Source organism: Citrobacter sp. 21OH12SH02A-Citro (assembly GCF_027919895.1).
Lineage (GTDB): Bacteria > Pseudomonadota > Gammaproteobacteria > Enterobacterales > Enterobacteriaceae > Citrobacter > Citrobacter braakii.
The window spans coordinates 828,083-851,389 of sequence record NZ_CP114801.1; the positions used below are offsets into that span (position 1 = coordinate 828,083).

Genomic DNA, 23,307 nt, shown 5'->3' on the forward strand with positions numbered 1-23,307 from the left:
TCTCTTTATTGAAAGTAATGATGCTGGATAAATTCGCTGATGTGCCGCAGGCCGGTGCGCGGCGAAAGATCATTGTTTTTGACGGCCAGCAGCGTCTGCTGGAAATACTGGTCGAAATCAGCCCGGGCAAACAGCAGATGCAAGGCTTCTTCTTCAGCCTGCTTGTGTAGCCATTCCACCGCCTGCTGCTGGTGGACTTTTTCCAGTCGACCGCTGGCGGTAAGGCACGTTTTAAAGTCGGTTATCGCCTGCCAAACCTCCTCAATGCCGCGTTTTTCCAGGGCGCTACAGGTCAGAACCTGCGGCTGCCACTCGTCATATTTGCGGCGCAGAATATGCAAGGCGGATTCGTACATATGGCGGGCGATGGCAACGCTGGTACGGTTATCACCGTCGTCCTTGTTGATGACGACCAGATCCGCCATCTCCATCAGGCCTTTTTTGATGCCCTGCAAATCGTCGCCACCGCCGGCGATTTGCAGTGAGAGAAAGCAATCCACCATGCCTGCGACTTCGGTTTCCGACTGCCCAACGCCGACGGTTTCCACAATCACCACGTTGAAGCCAGCCGCCTCGCACAGCAGCATTAATTCGCGGGCGCGCTGGCTGGCGCCGCCTAAATGACCGCAGGAAGGAACCGGACGTATAAACGCAGATTCTGCGCGAGCCAGTTCCGTCATGCGGGTTTTATCACCCAGAATGCTGCCGCCGCTGACCGGGCTGCTGGGATCGACGGCGATCACCGCTACCCGTAACCCGCGGAGAATTAACAGCATGCCGAATGCTTCCAGAAAGGTGCTTTTACCCGCGCCCGGCGTGCCGGTGATCCCCAGACGCAGGGCGTTACCGGTGAACGGCATAATCGCGTCCAGCAATTGCGTACTCAGCGGCTGGTGGCGCGGGTGATTGCTTTCGACCAGCGTCATCGCCTGGGCGAGCGTAGCCCGTTCACCGAGTCGCAAGCGGCGGACGGTATCCTCAAGCGTGGCGGCGTTAATCATGATGCTGACTGATACGGGTTAACACATCGCGGACGCTGTCGAGCATCGGCGTGCCGGGGCCATAAATGGCTGCCACGCCATGTTCGTGTAGAAAAGCGTAATCCTGTGGCGGAATAACCCCGCCGGCGACGACGCAAATGTCTTCGCGTCCCCAGCCTTTGAGCGCGGTGACCAGCTCAGGGATCAATGTCTTATGACCCGCCGCCAGCGATGATGCGCCAATGACATGCACATCGTTTTCTACCGCCAGACGGGCAATTTCCTCCGGTGTGGAGAACATCGGGCTGAGATCGACATCGAAGCCGAGATCGGAGTAGGCGCTGGCGATCACTTTTGCGCCGCGATCGTGTCCGTCCTGACCCATCTTGGCGATCAGAATACGCGGGCGGCGGCCATTTTCTGTGAGGAACTGTTCGGTTTGCGCAACAATGGCATCGAACTCATCGGCGGATTTGTCGGACTGGTGATAGCTTTGTGCAATCACCCCGGTAACGCACTGGCTGGGAACCAGATAACGGTCAAAGGCGGCCTCGAGCGCATCGGAGATTTCACCGAGCGTGGCGCGAACGCGGGCGGCGTTGACGGCGGCGGCCAGCAGATTTTCATTCTGCTGCGCGGCGTGGGTCAGCGCGGATAGCGCGGCTTTAACCGCATCATTGTCGCGGGTGGCGCGGATATGCTGCAGTGAGGCAATCTGCTCGTTGCGCACCTTCACGTTGTCGATCTCCAGCACCGACGTGTCGTCTTCTTTATCCAGCTTGTATTTGTTCACCCCGACGATAACGCGCTTACCCTGGTCGATCAGCGACTGTTCGCGCGCGGACGCTTCTTCGATCATCCGTTTAGGAAGCCCGGCTTCAATCGCCTTCGCCATGCCGCCTGCCTCATCAATCTGCTTGATGATCGTGCGCGCCTGCTTCACGATTTGATCGGTGAGTGATTCGACGTAATACGATCCGGCCAGCGGATCGACGGTGCGGCAGATCTCTGATTCTTCCTGAATGATGATCTGCGTATTACGCGCAATACGGGCGGAGAAATCGGTGGGCAGACCGAGCGCTTCATCAAAAGCGTTGGTATGCAGAGACTGGGTGCCGCCAAGCGTAGCGCCGAGCGCTTCAATGGTGGTTCGTACCACGTTGTTGTACGGGTCCTGCTCGGTCAGGCTCCAGCCTGAGGTCTGGCAGTGGGTACGCAGAGCGAGAGATTTCGGGTTGGTCGCGCCAAAACTGCTGACCGCTTCGCTCCACAGATACCGTGCAGCGCGCAGCATGGCGACGTTCATAAACAGATCCATGCCGATGCCGAAGAAGAATGACAGGCGCGGGGCGAAGTCATCAATTTTCAGTCCGGCGGAAAGCGCGGCCTTGATGTATTCAATACCGTCTGCCAGCGTAAACGCCACCTGCTGTACGCAGTTTGCCCCGGCTTCACCCATGTGATAGCCGCTGATGCTGATGGTGTTAAAGCGCGGCATGTTGCCTGAGCACCAGGCGATGATGTCGGCGATAATGCGCATGGAGGGTTTTGGCGGATAAATGTAGGTGTTCCGGCACAAGTACTCTTTCAGAATATCGTTCTGAATGGTCCCGGTGAGCTGTTCCGGCGTCACGCCTTGCTCCTGCGCCGCGACGATATAAAACGCCAGTACCGGCAGCACTGCGCCGTTCATGGTCATCGATACCGACATCTTATCCAGCGGGATCTGGTCGAACAGCACCTTCATATCTTCGACGGTATCGATCGCCACGCCGGCTTTGCCGACGTCGCCCGCTACGCGCGGGTTGTCTGAGTCATAGCCACGATGAGTGGCAAGGTCAAAGGCGACGGAAAGCCCTTTTTGCCCAGCGGCGAGGTTACGGCGGTAAAAGGCGTTGGACTCTTTGGCGGTAGAGAAACCGGCGTATTGGCGAATCGTCCACGGCTGCGCGGTATACATAGTGGCGCGCGGGCCACGCACGTAAGGCGGCTGACCGGGCAGGGTGCCCGTCACCTCCAGATTATCGAGATCCGCTTCGGTGTACAGCGGCTTGATGGCAATCCCTTCCGCCGTTTGTCTTTCCAGCGACTCAACGGTTTTTTCCCGTCGACTGAGTTCTTTATTGGCGAGTGTTTGCCACTCCTGCACGTTTGCCATTTTTTGCTCCGTATTACGCAATAAGTTGAATCTTTGCGAATACGGTGTGCTTTTTCATTTGGCTTGTCGCCAGCAAAAAATAGCCAACAGGACGTCGTTTTTTGCCGTGTGGCGTGTTTTATTTTGTGATGTATTTCAAAGACGTGGCGGGAATAGCATGAAATGAGGGGCAAGGCTTGCAGGCCGGATGAGGCTTTACGCCGCTATCCGGCCTCTGTTCGAGGAATTAATCCTGACGCAGTACGTTGTGGCCATAGGCCAGCAGCGCGTCGGTGACGTTGCGCATCATGCGGCTTTCTGGTGCAAAGCGGTGCCAGTACAGCATCCGACGCTGGAACAGGCCTGGCGTTAAGTCGATAAGCTCACCGCTTTCCAGCTCTTTCTCAATCTGTAAGTGTGGGATCATGCAACAGGTTGTTCCCTGACGGGCCAACTGGACGAAGGCTTCAGACGAGTTAACGATATGGCACGGTACGCTGCCCGGCGGCAGGTCGAAGTTTTGTTGCAAGAACGCCTGGTGCATATCATCAAGATGGTCAAACGCGACCGCCGGGGCTTTCAGCAGGGCGGAACGGGTGACGCCGTTTGGGAAATAACGCTCGGCGAAAGGTTTAGAGCCAACAAACAGGTAGTCCAGCGCGCCCAGTTTATCCACCAGACAGCTTGGCAGCGCCTGATGTTGAATACTCACCGCACCGACTACTTCACCACGACGCAGACGTTCCTGGGTTCGGGTTTCATCTTCAACCTGCAGGTTCAGTCGAATCGGTGAATTAGCCAGTACCGGGGCCAGCGCCGGAAGTAACCAGGTCGCCAGACTGTCGGCGTTCACCGCCAGCGAAAGCAGAAGCGGCGTCGAGCCGGTTTGTTCATCGCCCAGCCACTCGTCTTCCAGCAGTTCAACCTGGCGCAGAAGCGCCAGTAGTTTCTGTCCCTGTTCCGTTGGGCGCGGCGGTACGGTACGCACCAGCAGCGGTTGTCCGAACATATTCTCAAGCTGTTTTATGCGCTGTGAAACCGCGGATTGCGTGATGCACAGCTTTTGCGCCGCGCGCTCAAATCCTCGTTCACGAATAACCGCATCCAGTGCTTGTAGTGTTCTGTAGTCCGGACGTTTCATTGCTTTGACGCACTCCTGAAATTTTTGCTTGTTCTGCACTATGACACAATTTTTGATTGGGTAAAGACGAAATCCGCCGCTTGCGAGCGGGTGTGGGGACATTTTTCTGCACAATGTTCTATAATGCGCGTGAATTTTCCCACCATATTCACACCACAGGCGAAACGATCATGACGCAGGATGAACTGAAAAAAGCAGTAGGATGGGCGGCACTTCAGTATGTACAGCCCGGCACCATTGTGGGCGTAGGTACAGGTTCAACAGCCGCACACTTTATTGATGCGCTGGGCACAATGAAAGGTCAGATTGAAGGTGCGGTATCCAGTTCGGACGCATCGACTGAAAAACTCAAAAGCCTTGGCATCCACGTGTTCGATCTTAACGAAGTGGATAGCCTCGGCGTATACGTTGACGGTGCGGATGAAATCAACGGTCACATGCAGATGATCAAGGGCGGCGGCGCAGCGTTGACCCGTGAAAAAATCATTGCTTCCGTGGCGAAGAAATTTATTTGCATCGCGGATGCGTCTAAAGAAGTCGATATTCTCGGCAACTTCCCGCTGCCGGTCGAAGTGATCCCAATGGCGCGCAGCGCTGTGGCTCGCCAGTTGGTGAAGCTGGGCGGTCGTCCTGAATACCGTCAGGGCGTCGTGACGGACAACGGCAACGTGATCCTCGATGTGCACGGTCTGGAGATCCTCGACGCCATCGCGCTGGAAAATGCCATCAATGCGATTCCAGGTGTGGTAACCGTCGGCCTGTTTGCCAACCGTGGCGCGGATGTCGCGCTGATCGGTACGCCTGACGGCGTGAAAACTATCGTAAAATGATCTGACGGGAGCGTCTTCTCCCGTTAAAAAAATTTTGGCAGGGCAAATTTGGTGACTTGTGTCACGTTTATAATATTGTCCTGCCGATCTCTCCAAAGAAAAAGTTATCGCCAGTATTTTCCTCTGACATTTCCCGTTGAATGACATTTCTTCAGCACGGCGACGCAAACGTTCATATTGCCGCAATATTATTTTTTGATATGTTGAAGAGACGGATGAAAATCCCACACACAACACATCAGTTTGAACAAAAAAGACAGGGTCGGGGAAATGGCAAAGGTATCACTGGAGAAAGATAAGATTAAATTTCTGCTGGTTGAAGGCGTGCACCAAAAAGCACTCGAAAGCCTTCGTGCAGCAGGTTATACCAACATCGAGTTTCACAAAGGTGCTCTGGACACTGAACAACTGAAAGAGTCCATCCGTGATGCCCACTTCATTGGCCTGCGATCCCGTACCCATCTGACTGAAGATGTGATTGACGCCGCAGAGAAACTGGTCGCGATTGGCTGCTTCTGCATTGGCACCAACCAGGTTGATCTAAGTGCAGCGGCAAAGCGCGGGATCCCTGTGTTTAACGCACCATTCTCTAACACACGTTCCGTTGCTGAGCTGGTGATTGGCGAACTGCTGCTACTGCTACGTGGCGTACCCGAAGCGAACGCCAAAGCGCACCGCGGCGTGTGGAATAAACTGGCTACCGGCTCTTTTGAAGCGCGTGGTAAAAAACTGGGGATCATCGGCTACGGCCACATTGGTACTCAGTTGGGCATTCTGGCGGAATCGCTCGGGATGCATGTCTTTTTCTATGATATTGAAAATAAACTCCCGCTTGGCAATGCCACGCAGGTACAGCATCTTTCCGACCTGCTCAATATGAGCGACGTGGTGAGTCTGCACGTGCCGGAAAATGCCTCCACCAAAAACCTGATGGGCGCGCGTGAGATTTCGCTGATGAAGCCGGGGGCGCTGCTGATTAACGCCGCACGCGGTACGGTTGTTGATATTCCTGCGTTGTGCGACGCATTAGCGACTAAACATCTGGCGGGGGCTGCAATCGACGTATTCCCAACCGAGCCGGCAACTAACAGCGATCCTTTCACTTCGCCGCTGTGTGATTTCGATAACGTGATCCTGACGCCGCACATTGGTGGTTCAACGCTGGAAGCGCAGGAAAACATCGGTCTGGAAGTAGCTGGGAAACTGACCAAGTATTCCGACAACGGGTCTACGCTGTCTGCGGTAAACTTCCCGGAAGTTTCGCTGCCGCTGCACGGTGGTCGTCGTCTGATGCACATTCACGAAAACCGTCCGGGCGTACTGACGGCACTGAACCAGATTTTTGCCGAGCAGGGCGTCAACATTGCCGCGCAGTATCTGCAAACTTCCGCGCAGGTAGGTTATGTGGTTATCGATATTGAAGCGGATGAAGATGTGGCGGAGAAAGCGCTGCTGGCGATGAAAGCCCTTCCGGGAACCATTCGCGCTCGTCTGCTGTACTGATTTCCTCTACATGGGCAGGCGGTTGACCTGCCCATCTTTCCTCTGATTTCCCTGCCTCAAAATCTCTTTCTGTAACGCATACATTCTGTTTTTCGAGCTTTGCCGCAGTTGGCAACTAAAGGCAGCGTTGCGTGTTGTACAGCAATAAAAGGAATTTACGATAGGGGCGCAGCATAGCGCTGAAACGGGAAAGCCCCTACCGAAGCAGGGGCTCTAAAAAGGAAAGGGACGATGATGAGATACGTCATCATGCTGCTGATCCTGTTAATCATCGCTTGCCCAGCATATTAACAGAGAGTACGCAGGAGGGAGGTTCGCCTCCCTCACCCTTCACCGAGGAATTTAGGTCAAAAAAACGGCGCTGTCAATCGGCAAAAAACGGCTACCACTCCCAGATTTTGGACGGCGTCACCACCGCTGGCAGCGGGATATCCCACTCTTCAACCGGCAATTTTTCTACTAACTGGCAGTCATGCGCGTAGCCCACGGGTTGGATCTTATGCTGCTGCCAGTTTTGTAGCGTGCGGTCGTAAAATCCACCGCCCATGCCCAGGCGTTGCCCGTCCTCATCAAATGCCACTAACGGCGTAATCAGTACGTCCAGCTTTGACAGCGGCAATACGTCACGTACATCAAGCCGTGGTTCCTGGATCTTTAAGCGATTGGTCACCAGGTCGCTGCGCGGATGATAGTGCAGGAACAGTAAATTACCGGGACTGAAGGGATGAAGAACCGGAAGGTAAACGCGCTTGCCCGCTCGCCACAGTTGATCTATCAGCGGCTGGGTATCGAGTTCGCCATCGAACGAGAGAAATACCGCCACAGTATGCGCGAGTACAACAGGGGGAAAACTGAGCATTCGGGTCGCGGCTTGCTGACCGTATTGTCGTTGCTGTTCAGAGGTCAGCGCGCGACGACGCTGTCGAATCAGTTGACGAATTTCTTGCCGGGATAAAGGGAGTTCAGAAAGTAGTGTCATGGCTGTTGCCAGGTAGAAGGGAATCTCCGAGATGCCGCCGCAGGCTGTAACCCTTGAACCCTTGGTTCAAGGTGAATGCGTCGTCACAGTTTTAAGGCTTCTCGGACGGGCCGAGCATGCTCACCAACCATGGAGCGCCACATTCTTGTGGTATGAAATATCGGCTCAGGGGACTGGCCCGCTTGCAAACATCTCAGAGAAATTTTGTCTTCACGGTCACTCTACCACAGTAAACCGAAAAGTGTTATTCAAAGTTTTGGCCCGTTTTTTCGGTTATGCGACCCTGATCAAGCAACGCCTGTTCGATGGTCTGTTGTAGCATCCGAATACGTTGTTCCATGCTCGCCGCGTACTCACGCGTCTTCGCTTTTTCCTGAGTTAATTCATAGCTGATGTTCAACGCGGCGATGAAAACCAACTGCTCAGTATTTGTGACTCTAGTGCGAACTTTCAGATCTTGCAATCGCTGATTGAGATCGTCCGCAGCCTGATTCAACGCATCCCTTTGTTCAGGCGGGCAATTCACTCGCAGTGAACGGCCAAATATTTGGATATCGACGGGTTGTGCAGACATGCCACCTTCCTGCTGATTGACTGCGCTGCCTTCGTCTCCAGACCTTGGGTCCGCGAAGGGGCGACACTATAGCTACCCTGGTATCAAGATACAAGCCCTTTTCTGGTCCACCAGGGCCCAAAGTGGTAGCATACCATGAATATTCCTCCCTTTGATGACGAATGCTTATGTCTATACAGAACGAAATGCCTGGCTACAACGACGTTAGCCAGTTTTTGAACCAACAAGGGGCTGGATTAACCCCGGCCGAAATGCACGGCTTGATCAGCGGGATGATTTGCGGCGGCAACAACGACAGCTCATGGCAGCCGCTGCTGCACGACCTGACGAACGAAGGTTTGGCCTTCGGTCACGAGCTGGCTCAGGCACTGATGAAAATGCACTCTGCCACCAGCGATGCCCTCGAGGACGACGGTTTCCTTTTTCAGCTTTATCTGCCTGAAGGCGACGACGTTAGCGTGTTTGATCGTGCCGATGCGCTGGCGGGGTGGGTAAACCACTTTTTGCTGGGCCTTGGCGTTACGCAGCCAAAGCTCGACAAAGTGACCGGTGAAACCGGTGAAGCGATTGACGACCTGCGCAATATCGCTCAGTTGGGATATGACGAAGACGAAGATCAGGAAGAGCTGGAAATGTCGCTCGAAGAGATTATCGAATACGTGCGCGTAGCCGCCTTGCTGTGTCATGACACGTTTACGCGTCAGCAGCCGACCGCGCCGGAAGTCCGTAAACCGACTCTGCACTAAGAACGAAACGCAAAGGAGAGTGTGATGAGCGAGATATCTCAGCAAGAATTCCAGCGTCGTCGCCAGGCTTTACTGGCACAAATGCAGCCCGGCAGCGCCGCGCTGATTTTTGCCGCGACTGAAGCGACGCGCAGCGCGGACAGTGAATACCCGTACCGCCAAAGCAGTGATTTCTGGTACTTCACCGGTTTTAACGAACCGGAAGCCGTGCTGGTGCTGATTAAAAGTGATGACACTCATAACCACAGCGTTTTGTTTAATCGGGTTCGCGATCTGACGGCGGAGATCTGGTTTGGCCGCCGTCTGGGCCAGGATGCCGCACCGGCAAAACTCGGCGTTGACCGGGCACTGGCCTTCAGTGAAATCAACCAACAACTGCACCTGTTGCTCAATGGCCTGGACGCGGTGTACCACGCACAGGGCGAATATGCCTGGGCAGACGAGATTGTGTGCACGGCGTTGGATAAACTGCGTAAAGGCTCCAGACAAAATCTGCACGCACCCGCCGCGATCATCGACTGGCGTCCAATGGTCCATGAAATGCGCCTGTTCAAATCACCAGAAGAAATTGCGGTCATGCGCCGTGCCGGAGAGATCAGTGCGCTGGCGCATACCCGCGCGATGGAAAAATGCCGTCCGGGAATGTTTGAATACCAGTTGGAAGGGGAGATTCACCACGAGTTTACTCGCCATGGCGCGCGTTACCCATCCTATAACACGATTGTCGGCAGCGGCGAAAACGGCTGTATTCTCCATTACACCGAAAATGAAAGTGAAATGCGCGATGGCGATCTGGTGTTGATTGACGCCGGGTGTGAATACAAAGGTTATGCGGGCGACATTACGCGTACCTTCCCGGTAAACGGCAAATTTTCCCCTGCACAGCGTGAAATCTACGACATCGTACTGGAGTCATTAGAGACCAGTCTGCGCCTGTATCGCCCGGGGACGTCCATCCAGGAAGTCACCGGCGAAGTGGTGCGCATCATGATTACGGGTCTGGTGAAGCTTGGCATTTTGCACGGCGAGATCGACCAACTGATTACCGAAAATGCGCATCGCCCATTCTTTATGCATGGTCTTAGCCATTGGCTGGGACTGGATGTGCACGACGTTGGCGTTTATGGTCAGGACCGCTCACGTACTCTCGAGCCAGGAATGGTGCTCACTGTCGAACCGGGGCTGTATATCGCGCCGGACGCCGATGTGCCGCCTGCTTATCGTGGTATCGGCATTCGTATTGAAGATGACATCCTCATCACCGAGGACGGCAATGAGAACCTGACCGCCAGCGTGGTGAAGAAAGCGGATGACATTGAAGCCTTAATGGCTGCGGCGCGGCTGCAATGAGCGTGATTATCGTTGGTGGTGGTATGGTCGGTGCGACGCTGGCGCTGGCCATTTCTCAGCTCAGCCACGGGACTTTGCCTGTCCACCTGATAGAAGCGAGCGAACCTGAAACTGACCGCCATCCAGGGTTTGACGCCCGGGCGATCGCGCTGGCGGCAGGGACCTGCCAACAGCTGGCGCGAATTGGCGTATGGCAGGCGATTGCCGATTGCGCAACGGCGATCAAAACGGTTCACGTCAGCGATCGCGGCCATGCCGGATTTGTGACGCTGGATGCGCAGGAATACCGTATTCCGGCGCTGGGTCAGGTGGTGGAACTGCACGATGTCGGGCTACGTTTGTTTGCGCTGCTGCGTAAAGCGCCGGGCATCACGCTGCACTGCCCCGACCGTGTAGCCAGCGTGTCACGCACGCAGGAACGCGTTGAGGTAACGCTGGAAAATGGCGAGATGATCAATGGTCGCCTGTTGGTGGCCGCCGATGGCACGCGCTCCGCACTGGCTACCGCCTGCGGCGTTGACTGGCAGCAACAACCCTATGAACAACTGGCGGTGATTGCCAACGTCACGACCTCCGTTGCGCATGACGGGCGAGCGTTTGAACGTTTTACGCAATATGGTCCTCTGGCAATGCTACCGATGTCTGATGGTCGCTGCTCGCTGGTATGGTGCCATCCGCTGGAGCGGCGGGATGAGATTATGGCCTGGTCCGACGAACAATTTTGCCGCGAACTGCAAACTGCGTTTGGCTGGCGGTTGGGGCGTATTACCCGGGCCGGTAAACGCAACGCTTATCCGCTTTCATTAACCTCGGCGCAAAAAGCCATTACCCATCGTACTGTGCTGGTGGGGAACGCAGCACAGACGCTGCATCCCATTGCCGGACAAGGTTTCAACCTTGGTCTGCGCGACGTGATGAGCCTGGCTGAGACGTTGACGCAGGCGCAAAATTGCGTGGAAGATATCGGTGATTATGCGGTGCTGGCACACTATCAGCAGCGCCGCGAACGCGATCGCGAAACGACGATTGGTGTGACCAACAATTTGGTGTATTTGTTTGCCAATCGCTGGGCCCCGCTGGTCGTTGGGCGTAATGTCGGGCTGATGGCGATGGAATTATTCACGCCTGCGCGCGATGCGTTGGCGGAGCGGACCCTCGGTTGGGTTGCGCGATAGATATAACCTGTAGGCCGAATTAAAAAAGCAGGCCTGATTAGCGCAGCGCCATCAGGCAATGTCGCGGAAGTAATGTCGGATGGCGGCTTTGCCTTATCCGGCCTACGGTTTTTGATTGTCCTATTTTCAGGAGCAAACAGTGCAAAGTGTTGATGTAGCAATTGTTGGTGGCGGCATGGTGGGACTGGCGGTTGCCTGCGGCTTGCAGGGCAGCGGGTTGCGCGTTGCGGTGTTAGAACAACATGTTCCGCAGCCTTTGGCGGCGGATGCACCTCCTCAGCTTCGCGTATCGGCCATTAATGCCGCCAGTGAAAAACTGCTTAGCCGACTGGGCGTCTGGTCCGACATTGTTGCCCGTCGCGCTTGTTGCTACCACGGCATGGAAGTCTGGGACAAAGACAGCTTTGGGCGTATTGCGTTTGATGACCAGAGCATGGGTTACAGCCATTTAGGCCACATCGTTGAAAACTCAGAGATCCATTACGCACTCTGGCAAAAAGCGCAGCGTTCAGCGGATATTACGCTGATGGCGCCCGCTGAGTTACAGCAGGTAGCCTGGGGTGAGAATGAGGCATTTCTGTCCCTGAAAGATGGCGCAATGCTGACAGCTCGCCTGGTGGTCGGCGCCGATGGCGCTAACTCCTGGCTGCGCAACAAAGCGGATATTCCGCTCACTTTCTGGGATTACCGTCATCATGCGCTGGTGGCGACTATCCGTACGCAGGAAGCTCACGGCGCGGTTGCGCGGCAGGCGTTTCACGGTGAGGGGATCCTGGCGTTCCTGCCGCTCAGTGACCCGCACCTGTGCTCTATCGTCTGGTCGCTTTCGCCGCAGGAAGCAGAACGCATGCAGCAGGCAAGCGTTGACGAGTTTAATCAGGCGCTGAATATCGCTTTTGATAATCGCCTGGGGCTGTGCAGCCTTGAAAGCGAGCGTCAGGCGTTTCCGCTGACGGGACGCTATGCCCGTCAGTTCGCTGCTCATCGTCTGGCGCTGGTGGGGGATGCGGCGCATACCATCCACCCGCTGGCGGGTCAGGGGGTTAACCTTGGATTTATGGATGCGGCGGAGCTGATCGATGAGCTGAAGCGGCTCCAGCGTCAGGGCAAAGATATTGGTCAGTATCTCTATTTGCGCCGCTACGAGCGCAGCCGTAAGCACAGCGCAGCGATGATGCTGGCCGGTATGCAGGGCTTTCGTGAACTGTTTGCAGGCGAGAATCCGGCGAAAAAACTGCTGCGTGATATTGGTCTGAAACTGGCCGATACCCTGCCAGGCGTAAAACCACAGCTCATCCGCCAGGCGATGGGACTGAACGATCTTCCTGAGTGGTTACGCTAGCGTCCGTAAGGACAATCTTAAGAGTTTGAGACCCGTCACACTTTCCACTCCCGGCCTGCGCGCCGGGGTGCTTCTCTCATTTGAAATAATCTAATTCCACGCCTTTTTTCGCATTAGTTTTTTTAATATTACGTTTTTTTCATAACGCCATTTTTGACAATTTTTCCACATTTAATGTTGGTTGGTGCTGTTAATTCCAGCTTGTATTTATTTTTTATTCTGATTATTTGCCGTATGGATGGGGTTTTGTTCTGCCGGTGATTTTGCTGTTTTTGGCCATAAGCTAATGTGATGGTTAATTTTGCCTTATGGTTTAGCGTCTGTTTCGGTGGTAAGTTCAGGACAAAGAGAACGTTTGCGTCGTGGCCCCTGGAGCGGCTGCGGTGCTGGGTTTCGTGGCGAAAATTTCACCGCGAAAGAGTTGGTAGCCCCGCTTATTCAACGAGGAAAAGATGGCTCAACAGACTCCTTTGTACGAACAACACACGCTATGTGGCGCGCGCATGGTGGATTTCCATGGCTGGATGATGCCACTGCATTACGGTTCTCAGCTTGATGAACACCATGCTGTTCGCACCGATGCCGGAATGTTTGATGTGTCACATATGACCATCGTCGACCTGCGCGGTAGCCGCACCCGGGAGTTCTTGCGTTATCTGCTGGCAAACGACGTCGCGAAGCTAACGAAGACGGGTAAAGCCCTCTACTCCGGTATGCTCAACGCTTCGGGCGGCGTGATAGATGACCTGATTGTCTACTACTTCACTGAAGATTTCTTCCGCCTCGTTGTAAACTCCGCCACCCGCGAAAAAGACCTCTCCTGGATTACCCAACACGCTGAACCTTACGCCATCGACATCACCGTTCGAGACGATCTGTCGCTGATTGCGGTGCAGGGGCCAAACGCGCAGGAAAAAGCAGCCACATTGTTTACTGACGAGCAGCGCCAGGCGGTAGAAGGCATGAAGCCGTTCTTCGGCGTTCAGGCGGGTGATTTGTTTATCGCAACCACCGGTTATACCGGCGAAGCAGGCTATGAAATTGCCATGCCGAGTGAAAAGGCGGCAGACTTCTGGCGTGCGCTGGTACAAGCAGGTGTCAAACCTTGCGGTCTTGGCGCGCGCGATACGCTGCGTCTGGAAGCCGGCATGAACCTGTACGGTCAGGAGATGGACGAAGGCATTTCCCCGCTGGCGGCCAACATGGGCTGGACCATTGCGTGGGAACCGACTGACCGCGACTTTATCGGTCGGGAAGCGCTGGAAATGCAGCGTGAAAAAGGCCACGAACAGTTGGTCGGACTGGTGATGACCGAGAAAGGCGTACTACGTAATGAACTGCCGGTGCGTTTCACCGATGCTTCCGGCAATCAGCAGGAAGGCATTATCACCAGCGGGACATTCTCCCCAACCCTGGGTTACAGCATCGCGCTGGCGCGTGTCCCTGCGGGTATTGGTGAGAATGCGATCGTACAGATCCGTAACCGCGAAATGCCGGTAAAAGTGACTAAACCTGTTTTTGTGCGTAACGGCAAAGCCGTCGCGTAATTCATCCTTTTTTGGAGATTGATTGATGAGCAACGTACCTGCAGAACTGAAATACAGCAAAGAACACGAATGGCTGCGCAAAGAAGCTGACGGCTCTTACACCGTTGGGATCACCGAACATGCTCAGGAGCTGTTAGGTGACATGGTTTTCGTTGACCTGCCCGAAGTTGGCGCAACCGTCAGCGCGGGCGATGACTGCGCCGTTGCGGAATCCGTAAAAGCGGCATCCGATATTTATGCGCCAGTAGGCGGTGAGATTGTTGCGGTTAACGACGCGCTCAGCGACTCCCCGGAACTGGTCAACAGCGAGCCGTATGCAGGGGGCTGGATCTTCAAAATCAAAGCCAGCGATGAAAGCGAAATTGAATCGCTGCTGGATGCGACTGCATATGAAGCTTTGTTAGAAGACGAATAAATACGCTTCATTCTTCACGTTGCAGGTGTGTTGGCTTTCTTGCACACCTCAGTTACTTACTGATGTAAGTTCCTGGGGATGTGCTGCGTCGCCGCCTTCCTGCAACGCGAATTTTTTGCGTATTCAGGTAAGTAGAGACACCTACGATTCACTGCACGTTTCAGGAACCATCGCCCATGACACAGACGTTAAGCCAGCTTGAAAATAGCGGCGCTTTCATTGAACGCCACATCGGACCGGACGCCGCGCAGCAGCAAGAGATGCTGAATGCGGTTGGCGCCGAGTCGTTAAACGCGCTGATCGGCCAGATTGTGCCGAAAGACATTCAGCTCGCAACCCCGCCACAGGTGGGCGAGGCGGCGACCGAATACGCTGCGCTGGCTGAATTAAAAGCCATCGCCGGGCGTAACAAGCGCTTCACGTCCTACATTGGCATGGGCTACACCGCCGTGCAGCTGCCACCGGTTATCCTGCGTAACATGCTGGAAAACCCGGGTTGGTACACCGCCTACACCCCGTATCAACCGGAAGTCTCCCAGGGCCGTCTGGAAGCACTGCTGAACTTCCAGCAGGTGACGCTGGATCTGACCGGCCTGGACATGGCTTCCGCTTCTCTTCTGGATGAAGCTACTGCTGCAGCTGAAGCCATGGCGATGGCCAAACGCGTCAGCAAACTGAAAAACGCCAACCGTTTCTTTGTGGCGGCTGATGTTCATCCGCAAACGCTGGACGTAGTGCGTACTCGTGCGCAAACTTTTGGTTTTGACGTCATTGTTGATGACGCGGCAAAAGCATTGGATCATCAGGATGTGTTCGGCGTGCTGTTGCAGCAGGTTGGCACCACCGGTGAAGTGCACGACTACAGCGCCCTGATGGCTGAGCTGAAATCCCGTAAAATAGTGGTCAGCGTCGCTGCCGACTTTATGGCGCTGGTGCTGCTGACTGCACCGGGCAAACAGGGCGCGGATATCGTTTTCGGCTCTGCGCAACGCTTCGGCGTACCGATGGGCTACGGCGGCCCGCACGCGGCATTCTTTGCCGCTAAAGACGAATTCAAACGCTCCATGCCAGGCCGTATTATCGGCGCCTCCAAAGATGCAGCGGGTAATACCGCCCTGCGCATGGCGATGCAGACTCGCGAACAGCATATCCGCCGCGAGAAAGCGAACTCCAACATTTGTACCTCGCAGGTTCTGCTGGCCAACATCGCCAGCCTGTATGCCGTTTATCATGGCCCGGTTGGCCTGAAACGTATCGCTAATCGCATCCATCGTTTGACCGATATTCTGGCAGCCGGTCTGCAACAGAAAGGATTGAAGCTGCGTCATGCGCACTACTTTGACACTTTGTGTGTTGAAGTGGCCGATAAGGCTGCGGTACTGGCGCGTGCTGAAGCGGCAGAAATCAACCTGCGTAGCGATATCCATAACGCGGTAGGTATTACGCTCGATGAAACCACCACCCGTGAAAACGTGGTGCAGTTGTTCAATGTTCTGCTGGGAGACAGCCACGGTCTGAACATCGATACGCTGGACAAAGACGTGGCGCTCGACAGCCGTTCCATTCAGGACAGCATGCTGCGTGATGATGCGATCCTCAGCCATCCGGTGTTTAATCGCTATCACAGCGAAACCGAGATGATGCGTTATATGCACTCGCTGGAGCGCAAAGATCTGGCCCTGAACCAGGCAATGATCCCGCTGGGATCTTGCACCATGAAGCTGAACGCTGCCGCCGAGATGATCCCTATCACTTGGCCGGAATTCGCTGAACTGCATCCGTTCTGCCCGCCAGAGCAGGCAGAAGGTTATCACCAGATGATCGGCCAGCTTTCCGAATGGCTGGTAAAACTGACCGGTTATGACGCAGTCTGCATGCAGCCGAACTCCGGCGCGCAGGGCGAGTATGCGGGTCTGCTGGCGATTCGCCATTATCACGAAAGCCGTAACGAAGGCCATCGCGATATCTGTCTGATCCCGGCCTCTGCCCACGGTACCAACCCGGCCTCCGCACAGATGGCGGGTATGCAGGTAGTGGTTGTCGCCTGTGATAAGAACGGCAACATCGATCTTGGCGATCTGCGTGAAAAAGCGGCGCAGGCGGGTGAAAACCTCTCCTGCATCATGGTGACCTATCCCTCTACTCATGGCGTGTATGAAGAAACGATCCGTGAAGTGTGCGACGTTGTGCACCAGTTTGGCGGCCAGGTTTATCTTGATGGCGCGAACATGAATGCTCAGGTTGGGATCACCACACCGGGCTTTATCGGTGCCGATGTCTCTCACCTTAACCTGCATAAAACATTCTGCATTCCGCACGGCGGCGGTGGCCCAGGTATGGGACCAATCGGTGTTAAATCGCATCTGGCGCCGTTCGTGCCGGGTCATAGCGTAGTACAGATTGAAGGGATGCTCACCCGTCAGGGCGCGGTTTCTGCGGCACCGTTCGGTAGCGCATCCATTCTGCCGATCAGCTGGATGTACATCCGTATGATGGGCGCAGAAGGTCTGAAGCAGGCAAGCCAGGTGGCGATCCTGAACGCTAACTACATTGCCAGCCGTCTGAAAGATGCCTATCCGGTGCTGTATACCGGTCGCGATGGTCGCGTGGCACATGAATGTATTCTCGACATTCGCCCACTGAAAGAAGAGACCGGCATCAGCGAACTGGATATTGCCAAGCGTCTGATCGATTACGGTTTCCATGCGCCGACCATGTCGTTCCCGGTAGCGGGTACGCTGATGGTGGAACCGACTGAATCGGAAAGCAAAGTGGAACTGGATCGCTTTATCAATGCGATGCTGGCAATCCGCGCAGAGATCGATCGCGTGAAAGCCGGTGAATGGTCGCTTACAGATAACCCGCTGGTTAACTCCCCGCACACGCAAAATGAGCTGGTCGCGGAGTGGAATCACGGTTACAGCCGCGAAATCGCCGTCTTCCCGGCGGGCGTAGCGAACAAATACTGGCCGACCGTGAAACGCCTTGATGACGTTTACGGTGACCGTAACCTGTTCTGCTCCTGCGTGCCGTTGAGCGATTATCAGTAATCGACTGATTCAGCTATCTTTTAAAGGCGCTTCGGCGCCTTTATTTTTGGGGAGAATAGTGATGGCTATAGCACTGGTTACGGGGGGCAGTCGCGGTATTGGCCGGGCAACCGCGCTGCAGTTAGCGCTAGAGGGTTACACGGTCGCCGTTAACTTTCATCACAATATTCGTGCGGCAACGGAGGTGGTGAACAATATCGCCGCTGCGGGAGGAAAGGCGTTTGCTCTGCGGGCAGATATCAGCGATGAAAGCCAGGTCGGGGCGATGTTTGAGTCCATTGACCGCGAGGGCGAGCCGCTGACTGCTCTGGTGAACAATGCCGGGATTTTGTTTGAACAGAGCACGGTGGAAAGCCTAACCGCTGAGCGTATTAATCGCGTCCTAGCGACGAATGTTACCGGCTATTTTCTGTGTTGTCGGGAAGCGGTAAAGCGCATGTCGTTTAAGCACGGCGGTCAGGGCGGGGCGATTGTGAATGTCTCTTCGGCGGCGTCACGGCTTGGTGCCCCGTTCGAATATGTTGATTATGCAGCCTCAAAAGGTGCGGTGGACACGCTCACCACCGGCCTCGCGCTGGAGGTTGCGGCGCAGGGGATACGCGTGAACTGCGTGCGACCCGGTCTTATCTACACGGAAATGCATGCGTCAGGCGGTGAGCCGGGAAGGGTCGATCGCGTGAAATCCATGTTGCCTATGCAGCGCGGCGGACAACCGGAAGAGGTCGCGCAGGCGATAACCTGGCTGCTGAGTGAGAAGGCGTCTTACGTCACGGGCAGTTTTTTGGAGCTGGCCGGCGGGAAGTAATACGTTGCTTGCCGGATGGCGGCGTAAATGTCTGCTCTGGTCTACAGGTTCAGTTCCCGTAAACCGGATAAGCGCAGCGCCATCCGGCAAAAAATTACAGATTCTCGCCGTTGCTGGCAATCACCGCTTTATACCACTCAAAACTTTTCTTACGCGAGCGCGACATATCGCCGGTGCCGTCGTCGTGTTTGTTCACGTAGATAAAACCGTAGCGTTTGCTGTACTGGCCGGTGGTGAACGAGACGCAGTCGATGCAGCCCCACGGCGTGTAGCCCATCAGATCTACGCCGTCATACGTTACCGCTTTCATCATCTCTTCGACGTGGGCGCGCAGATAGTCGATGCGGTAGTCATCGTGGATGCTGCCGTCTTCTTCCACTTTGTCGTAAGCGCCAAATCCGTTTTCAACGATAAACAATGGCTTCTGATAACGCTCGTACAGTTCGCATAAGGCGTAACGCAGGCCGACCGGATCAATCTGCCAGCCCCAGTCGGATGCTTTGACGTGCGGGTTCGGCACGCTGCCCTCAAAACCGGAAATGGCATCGCCGCTACCGCCTTCCGCTTTTACCGCGTTGGTCATGTAGTAACTAAACCCGAGATAGTCGCAGGTACCTTCACGCAGGATTTGTTCATCGCCAGCTTCCATTCGAATATTGAATTCGCGGCGCTCCCACTCGTTCAGTACATAAGATGGATAGTAGCCGCGCAGTTGAACGTCGGTGAATACATAGCGTTCACGCATCGATTCCTGCGCGAACATCACATCTTCAGGCTTACAGGAGTACGGGTATAGCGGGACCATTGCCAGCATGCAGCCGACTTTCATTTCAGGGTTGATGCGACGTGCGGCTTTCACCGCCAGAGCGCTGGCCACGAACTGGTGGTGCAGCACCTGGTACATAGTCTCTTCCGGGTTTTCATGCTCGGTATACACCACGCCGGAGCAGCAATAGCCAAACAGCGGTGCACGCCAGTTACGCTGGTTGTTGATTTCGTTGAAGGTCATCCAGTATTTGACCTTGTGCTTGTAGCGCTCAAAGACCACTTCAGCAAAACGGACAAAGAAATCAACGACTTTGCGATTGGTCCAGCTACCGTACTGTTGAACCAGGTGTAGCGGCATTTCGAAGTGGGAAAGGGTGATGACCGGTTCGATATTGTACTTCAGCAGTTCATCAAACATGTCGTCGTAGAATTTTAGCCCTTCTTCGTTTGGCTGGGTTTCGTCCCCTTTGGGGAAGATACGGGTCCAGGCAATTGACGTACGGAAGCATTTGAAGCCCATCTCGGCAAACAGCTTAATGTCTTCTTTGTAATGACCGTAAAAATCGACGGCTTCGTGGTTGGGGTAGTACTTACCTGGCACGACGTCCTGAGTGATTTCTCGCGGAACGCCGTGTGCCCCCCCGGTCAGTACGTCGCAAATGCTGGGCCCTTTGCCACCTTTATTCCAGCCGCCTTCAACCTGATGCGCCGCAACCGCGCCGCCCCATAAAAAATCGTTTGGTAAGGTAAGTTTTTTCATCTGCGCTCAGTCTCAAATTAATACAATCTGATTTTGAGTCTAACAAAGGAAAGATAAATGTCACGATATAACAAAATAGCGTTAATGTGATTTGTTACATCAAAAAAACATATTGTTTTTTTACGCTATTCTTTTCGCCAGCTTGCGACCGAGTGATTCCAGAATATAAATAACGGGGATCTGCGTGGTTATATCGTATACCCCGGCAATGCGTGTCTGTGGAACGTGCCAGGAGAGATTAAAGTCGGCAAGTTTCGCGAGGCGCGAATGTTCATGGCTGGTGACCGACAGAACCTTACAGTTATGCAGACTGAACTGGCTGGCAAAGCGTAGGATCTCTTCGGTTTCTCCAGAAACGGAAAGCACGATCGCCAGCGCGTTTCTGGCCATATCATTAGTTACCGGGAAATAAGGGTCATCGATGTGGTTACTGAATTTTCCGACGTTTGAGAAAAAACGAGCGCCATATTTTGCCAGAGCTCCGGATGTTCCCGCTCCGACGAATATAATACGCTCGGAAGATAATATAATATCAACAGCCTGATCGAGTAGTTTGTCGAACTCGTCGTTATTGACGCCTTTAAAGAAGCTGATAATTTCGCTGGCACCGAAATTAGCCTGTTGCGGTTCATTCTGCTCTAAATATAATTTGAAGCGTACGCGAAATTCTGAGTAACCTTCACACTTAAGCTTGCGGCAAAAGCGCAGTACGGTGGTGGTGGAAACGCCCACGGCATCAGCCAGTTCGCGAATGGTCATGTACATGACTTTGTCACGGTTTTTGATGACATAGTTGTAGACCAGCATCTCAAGATTGTTGAGACTGGCGATGGCAGCGTGGGAGAACATACTCACAATGGCAAAACTCACTCATCAGACTTCATCTACAGGGAATAATAACATGCAGCCAAATGACATCACTTTTTTTCAGCGTTTCCAGGATGACATTCTGGCCGGACGTAAAACCATTACGATTCGTGACGAGTCCGAATCACACTTCAAAGCCGGTGACATTCTACGGGTTGGGCGCTTCGAAGATGAGGGGTACTTCTGCACGATTGAGGTTGTTGGCACCTCAACCGTCACGCTGGATACGCTGACGGAGAAACATGCTCGCCAGGAAAACATGACGCTAGAAGAACTTAAACACGTGATTGCCGAGATTTACCCGGATCAAACACAATTTTATGTGATTGATTTTAAATGCCTTTGATTCTAAAGGTACGCATGTTAGCTGAATATTAAAATATAACATCATGATTTTTATGGATTGTTATTTAGTTGGCAAATATTTTAGCTAACAGGTGTTCACTGGAACCATTCTCAGTTACGCTAGAGGAGCAATCACGATAGTGTTCGTTTCTCGGGAGTAAAATATGGTTCAGAAGCCATTAATTGCGCAGGGATATTCGCTGGCAGAGGAAATAGCCAATAGCATCAGTCACGGTATCGGGCTGGTGTTTGGGATTGTCGGACTGGTATTGTTGCTGGTTCAGGCAGTGGATACCAACGCCAGCGCCATGGCGATAACCAGCTATAGCCTGTATGGCGGCAGCATGATCCTGCTGTTCCTCGCCTCAACTTTATATCACGCGATCCCCCATCAAAGAGCGAAAGTCTGGCTGAAAAAGTTCGACCACTGCGCGATTTATCTGCTGATTGCCGGGACCTACACGCCATTTCTGCTGGTGGGGCTGGATTCGCCGCTGGCACGTGGACTGATGATTGTTATCTGGAGCCTGGCGCTGCTCGGTATTTTATTCAAACTGACCATTGCGCACCGGTTTAAGGTCCTGTCGCTGGTAACCTACCTGGCGATGGGCTGGCTATCGCTGATTGTGGTGTATCAACTGGCGGTTAAGCTGGCGGTGGGTGGTGTGACGTTGCTGGCAGTTGGTGGTGTGGTGTATTCGCTGGGCGTTATTTTCTACGTCTGTAAGCGCATTCCATACAACCATGCGATCTGGCACGGCTTTGTGCTGGGTGGCAGCGTTTGCCATTTCCTGGCGATCTACCTGTACGTGGGGCAGGCGTAATTATCATTACCCAGCAGTGCTGAGCTTACCGGGTCTTTAAAACGCGCGACCCGGTAAGATAAAGTCACCACCCGGCGATTTACTCTTCCAGCGAATACGGCAGCGGTACGATATGCAGCGTTTTCGCGTCGTCACGAACGCGGAACACGCTGTCGGCTTCCATGTCGTTATTCATCACAACCTGCACCAGTACCTGTCCATCCGCCAGTTGCACTGCGGCGAGTACGGTGCCGGTACGACGCCAGTTCTCACCCATTTTCAGCTCCAGGTCTTCACCTGCTTCCGGTACCCGACTGGCCGCACCTGCCAGCGTCCACATGGCACGTTTGTTGGCTCCGCGGAATTTTGCGCGAGCAACCATTTCCTGACCGGTATAGCAGCCTTTTTTAAAGCTGATCCCGCCCAGAGCCTGCAGATTGGTGGCTTGCGGAATAAACTGTGCGCTGTTGGCAGTATCAATCACCGGAATACCTGCTTCGATATCCAGCGCCAGCCACTGTTGGCTGTTATTTAACTCCGCTTCACCGCGCAGCTTCTCTACCAGGGTTTCCGCCGTTGCAATATCAACGATCAGCAGGAAACGCTCAGCGGGATGTTCGAACCACAATATGGTGGAAGAACCTTCAGTAATGACCTGCTTATCGCTGTTTGGTAATTCGCTAAAGATATTGGCCAGCGCTGCGCGCGCCTGGAATCCCGCGACGCCCAGCAGTACGCGCTCGTCGTCCGGGGCAATCGCCACTTTCGAGAAGACCGCATATTTTTTCAGTTCGGTGAGCTGCGCATCGCGCAGACTACGGCGCTCAAGCCATGCAAAACCGTCACCCTGGCGGAACAGACGCAGGTTGCTCCACATTTTACCTTTGGCGTCACAATGTGCTGCCAACACGTGCTGATGCTCGGTCATCTGGCTGACATCCGCTGTGACCTGACCCTGAATATACTTCTCACTGTCGACACCGGTGATGGTGGCGAGCGCCCATTCATCGAGCGTCATTAGCGTCAGAGGCAAGCGCGTTGACGCGAAAGGCTGGCGAGGAGGAAAAGATATAAAAGCCATAATTAATGTCCTGATTTGCTTAACGCAGTGATAATGACTAATGGTAAAAGAGCTATGGCCCATTGCAAGCGGTTTAAACAGGCTATTTGTGCCATATATTAAGCTTTGC

20 protein-coding genes and 1 other RNA gene are annotated in these 23,307 nt (G+C 54.2%); 12 read left to right on the forward strand and 9 right to left on the reverse strand.

Annotated features, from left to right (window positions below; translation table 11 throughout):
• Nucleotides 1-5: 5 nt before the first annotated feature.
• From meaB to argP, 3 genes are all read right to left on the reverse strand, one after another.
• Nucleotides 6-1,001, reverse strand: coding sequence for a methylmalonyl Co-A mutase-associated GTPase MeaB (meaB, locus tag O6D90_RS04085; protein WP_016157422.1), 996 nt, complete (start codon nucleotides 999-1,001; stop codon nucleotides 6-8).
• On the reverse strand, nucleotides 994-3,138 hold the full coding sequence (gene scpA / locus O6D90_RS04090; protein ID WP_271143253.1) for a methylmalonyl-CoA mutase: 2,145 nt from the start codon (nucleotides 3,136-3,138) through the stop codon (nucleotides 994-996). Before scpA ends, meaB begins: the two co-directional genes overlap by 8 nt.
• A 226-nt stretch (nucleotides 3,139-3,364) precedes the next feature.
• Nucleotides 3,365-4,258, reverse strand: coding sequence for a DNA-binding transcriptional regulator ArgP (gene argP / locus O6D90_RS04095; protein WP_003825477.1), 894 nt, complete (start codon nucleotides 4,256-4,258; stop codon nucleotides 3,365-3,367).
• A gap of 170 nt (nucleotides 4,259-4,428) precedes the next feature.
• Here argP and rpiA point away from each other — a divergent pair, with 170 nt between their 5' ends.
• Both rpiA and serA read left to right on the forward strand, forming a co-directional pair.
• Entirely contained in the window at nucleotides 4,429-5,088 is a 660-nt protein-coding gene (gene rpiA, locus O6D90_RS04100; protein ID WP_016154364.1) for a ribose-5-phosphate isomerase RpiA, read from the forward strand.
• A gap of 270 nt (nucleotides 5,089-5,358) precedes the next feature.
• On the forward strand, nucleotides 5,359-6,591 hold the full coding sequence (gene serA / locus O6D90_RS04105) for a phosphoglycerate dehydrogenase (RefSeq protein WP_016154363.1): 1,233 nt from the start codon (nucleotides 5,359-5,361) through the stop codon (nucleotides 6,589-6,591).
• Between the two features lie 382 nt (nucleotides 6,592-6,973).
• On the opposite strand, the gene O6D90_RS04110 is transcribed toward serA, so the two are convergent.
• The 3 genes from O6D90_RS04110 to zapA all read right to left on the reverse strand — a co-directional run bounded on the left by O6D90_RS04110 (nucleotide 6,974) and on the right by zapA (nucleotide 8,144).
• Nucleotides 6,974-7,570, reverse strand: coding sequence for a 5-formyltetrahydrofolate cyclo-ligase (locus O6D90_RS04110; RefSeq protein WP_016154362.1), 597 nt, complete (start codon nucleotides 7,568-7,570; stop codon nucleotides 6,974-6,976).
• A 19-nt stretch (nucleotides 7,571-7,589) separates the two neighbouring features.
• Nucleotides 7,590-7,773: non-coding RNA, 6S RNA (gene ssrS / locus O6D90_RS04115), on the reverse strand.
• Between the two features lie 41 nt (nucleotides 7,774-7,814).
• Nucleotides 7,815-8,144: a cell division protein ZapA gene (gene zapA / locus O6D90_RS04120; protein WP_003026980.1), complete on the reverse strand. Its 330-nt coding sequence runs from the start codon at nucleotides 8,142-8,144 to the stop codon at nucleotides 7,815-7,817.
• A gap of 167 nt (nucleotides 8,145-8,311) precedes the next feature.
• On the opposite strand from zapA, the gene O6D90_RS04125 reads away from it, so the two are divergent.
• The 8 genes from O6D90_RS04125 (at nucleotide 8,312) to O6D90_RS04160 (ending at nucleotide 18,574) form a co-directional block, all read left to right on the forward strand.
• Nucleotides 8,312-8,890, forward strand: coding sequence for a YecA family protein (locus tag O6D90_RS04125; RefSeq protein ID WP_016157420.1), 579 nt, complete (start codon nucleotides 8,312-8,314; stop codon nucleotides 8,888-8,890).
• 24 nt (nucleotides 8,891-8,914) lie between these two features.
• On the forward strand, nucleotides 8,915-10,240 hold the full coding sequence (gene pepP / locus O6D90_RS04130) for a Xaa-Pro aminopeptidase (protein WP_016157419.1): 1,326 nt from the start codon (nucleotides 8,915-8,917) through the stop codon (nucleotides 10,238-10,240).
• The gene (gene ubiH / locus O6D90_RS04135; RefSeq protein ID WP_016157418.1) at nucleotides 10,237-11,415 is read left to right on the forward strand and encodes a 2-octaprenyl-6-methoxyphenyl hydroxylase; all 1,179 of its coding nucleotides are present in this window, start codon (nucleotides 10,237-10,239) and stop codon (nucleotides 11,413-11,415) included. Before pepP ends, ubiH begins: the two co-directional genes overlap by 4 nt.
• A gap of 139 nt (nucleotides 11,416-11,554) precedes the next feature.
• Nucleotides 11,555-12,757, forward strand: coding sequence for an FAD-dependent 2-octaprenylphenol hydroxylase (gene ubiI, locus O6D90_RS04140; protein WP_016154357.1), 1,203 nt, complete (start codon nucleotides 11,555-11,557; stop codon nucleotides 12,755-12,757).
• Nucleotides 12,758-13,209: 452 nt separating this feature from the next.
• The gene (gene gcvT / locus O6D90_RS04145; RefSeq protein ID WP_016157417.1) at nucleotides 13,210-14,304 is read left to right on the forward strand and encodes a glycine cleavage system aminomethyltransferase GcvT; all 1,095 of its coding nucleotides are present in this window, start codon (nucleotides 13,210-13,212) and stop codon (nucleotides 14,302-14,304) included.
• Nucleotides 14,305-14,329: 25 nt separating this feature from the next.
• Nucleotides 14,330-14,719 (forward strand): glycine cleavage system protein GcvH, encoded by a 390-nt coding sequence (gcvH, locus tag O6D90_RS04150; RefSeq protein WP_003026965.1) that lies wholly within the window; start codon nucleotides 14,330-14,332, stop codon nucleotides 14,717-14,719.
• A gap of 176 nt (nucleotides 14,720-14,895) precedes the next feature.
• Nucleotides 14,896-17,769, forward strand: coding sequence for an aminomethyl-transferring glycine dehydrogenase (gene gcvP / locus O6D90_RS04155; protein WP_016157416.1), 2,874 nt, complete (start codon nucleotides 14,896-14,898; stop codon nucleotides 17,767-17,769).
• Between the two features lie 61 nt (nucleotides 17,770-17,830).
• Complete coding sequence (locus tag O6D90_RS04160; protein ID WP_016154354.1) at nucleotides 17,831-18,574, forward strand: SDR family oxidoreductase; 744 nt, start codon at nucleotides 17,831-17,833, stop codon at nucleotides 18,572-18,574.
• Between the two features lie 94 nt (nucleotides 18,575-18,668).
• Here the strand turns inward: O6D90_RS04160 and bglA are convergent, their stop codons facing one another.
• A complete protein-coding gene (bglA, locus tag O6D90_RS04165) occupies nucleotides 18,669-20,102 on the reverse strand; it encodes a 6-phospho-beta-glucosidase BglA (protein ID WP_016154353.1) in 1,434 nt (477 codons plus the stop codon).
• 120 nt (nucleotides 20,103-20,222) lie between these two features.
• The gene (locus O6D90_RS04170) at nucleotides 20,223-20,951 is read right to left on the reverse strand and encodes a MurR/RpiR family transcriptional regulator (RefSeq protein WP_003838265.1); all 729 of its coding nucleotides are present in this window, start codon (nucleotides 20,949-20,951) and stop codon (nucleotides 20,223-20,225) included.
• Nucleotides 20,952-21,003: 52 nt separating this feature from the next.
• On the opposite strand from O6D90_RS04170, the gene yqfB reads away from it, so the two are divergent.
• Both yqfB and trhA read left to right on the forward strand, forming a co-directional pair.
• Entirely contained in the window at nucleotides 21,004-21,315 is a 312-nt protein-coding gene (yqfB, locus tag O6D90_RS04175; protein WP_016154352.1) for a N(4)-acetylcytidine aminohydrolase, read from the forward strand.
• Between the two features lie 163 nt (nucleotides 21,316-21,478).
• Nucleotides 21,479-22,138, forward strand: a complete 660-nt coding sequence (trhA, locus tag O6D90_RS04180) for a PAQR family membrane homeostasis protein TrhA (protein ID WP_016154351.1) — start codon at nucleotides 21,479-21,481, stop codon at nucleotides 22,136-22,138.
• A gap of 79 nt (nucleotides 22,139-22,217) precedes the next feature.
• Here the strand turns inward: trhA and ygfZ are convergent, their stop codons facing one another.
• Nucleotides 22,218-23,198: a tRNA-modifying protein YgfZ gene (gene ygfZ, locus O6D90_RS04185; protein ID WP_016157415.1), complete on the reverse strand. Its 981-nt coding sequence runs from the start codon at nucleotides 23,196-23,198 to the stop codon at nucleotides 22,218-22,220.
• Nucleotides 23,199-23,307 lie beyond the last annotated feature (109 nt).

Bases quoted from the DNA above. Each gene is read 5' to 3' on its own strand.
- meaB (WP_016157422.1), bottom strand. From the start codon at position 1,001: ATGATTAACGCCGCCACGCTTGAGGATACCGTCCGCCGCTTGCGACTC.
- scpA (WP_271143253.1), bottom strand. From the start codon at position 3,138: ATGGCAAACGTGCAGGAGTGGCAAACACTCGCCAATAAAGAACTCAGT.
- argP (WP_003825477.1), bottom strand. From the start codon at position 4,258: ATGAAACGTCCGGACTACAGAACACTACAAGCACTGGATGCGGTTATT.
- rpiA (WP_016154364.1), top strand. From the start codon at position 4,429: ATGACGCAGGATGAACTGAAAAAAGCAGTAGGATGGGCGGCACTTCAG.
- serA (WP_016154363.1), top strand. From the start codon at position 5,359: ATGGCAAAGGTATCACTGGAGAAAGATAAGATTAAATTTCTGCTGGTT.
- O6D90_RS04110 (WP_016154362.1), bottom strand. From the start codon at position 7,570: ATGACACTACTTTCTGAACTCCCTTTATCCCGGCAAGAAATTCGTCAA.
- zapA (WP_003026980.1), bottom strand. From the start codon at position 8,144: ATGTCTGCACAACCCGTCGATATCCAAATATTTGGCCGTTCACTGCGA.
- O6D90_RS04125 (WP_016157420.1), top strand. From the start codon at position 8,312: ATGTCTATACAGAACGAAATGCCTGGCTACAACGACGTTAGCCAGTTT.
- pepP (WP_016157419.1), top strand. From the start codon at position 8,915: ATGAGCGAGATATCTCAGCAAGAATTCCAGCGTCGTCGCCAGGCTTTA.
- ubiH (WP_016157418.1), top strand. From the start codon at position 10,237: ATGAGCGTGATTATCGTTGGTGGTGGTATGGTCGGTGCGACGCTGGCG.
- gcvT (WP_016157417.1), top strand. From the start codon at position 13,210: ATGGCTCAACAGACTCCTTTGTACGAACAACACACGCTATGTGGCGCG.
- gcvH (WP_003026965.1), top strand. From the start codon at position 14,330: ATGAGCAACGTACCTGCAGAACTGAAATACAGCAAAGAACACGAATGG.
- gcvP (WP_016157416.1), top strand. From the start codon at position 14,896: ATGACACAGACGTTAAGCCAGCTTGAAAATAGCGGCGCTTTCATTGAA.
- O6D90_RS04160 (WP_016154354.1), top strand. From the start codon at position 17,831: ATGGCTATAGCACTGGTTACGGGGGGCAGTCGCGGTATTGGCCGGGCA.
- bglA (WP_016154353.1), bottom strand. From the start codon at position 20,102: ATGAAAAAACTTACCTTACCAAACGATTTTTTATGGGGCGGCGCGGTT.
- O6D90_RS04170 (WP_003838265.1), bottom strand. From the start codon at position 20,951: ATGTTCTCCCACGCTGCCATCGCCAGTCTCAACAATCTTGAGATGCTG.
- yqfB (WP_016154352.1), top strand. From the start codon at position 21,004: ATGCAGCCAAATGACATCACTTTTTTTCAGCGTTTCCAGGATGACATT.
- trhA (WP_016154351.1), top strand. From the start codon at position 21,479: ATGGTTCAGAAGCCATTAATTGCGCAGGGATATTCGCTGGCAGAGGAA.
- ygfZ (WP_016157415.1), bottom strand. From the start codon at position 23,198: ATGGCTTTTATATCTTTTCCTCCTCGCCAGCCTTTCGCGTCAACGCGC.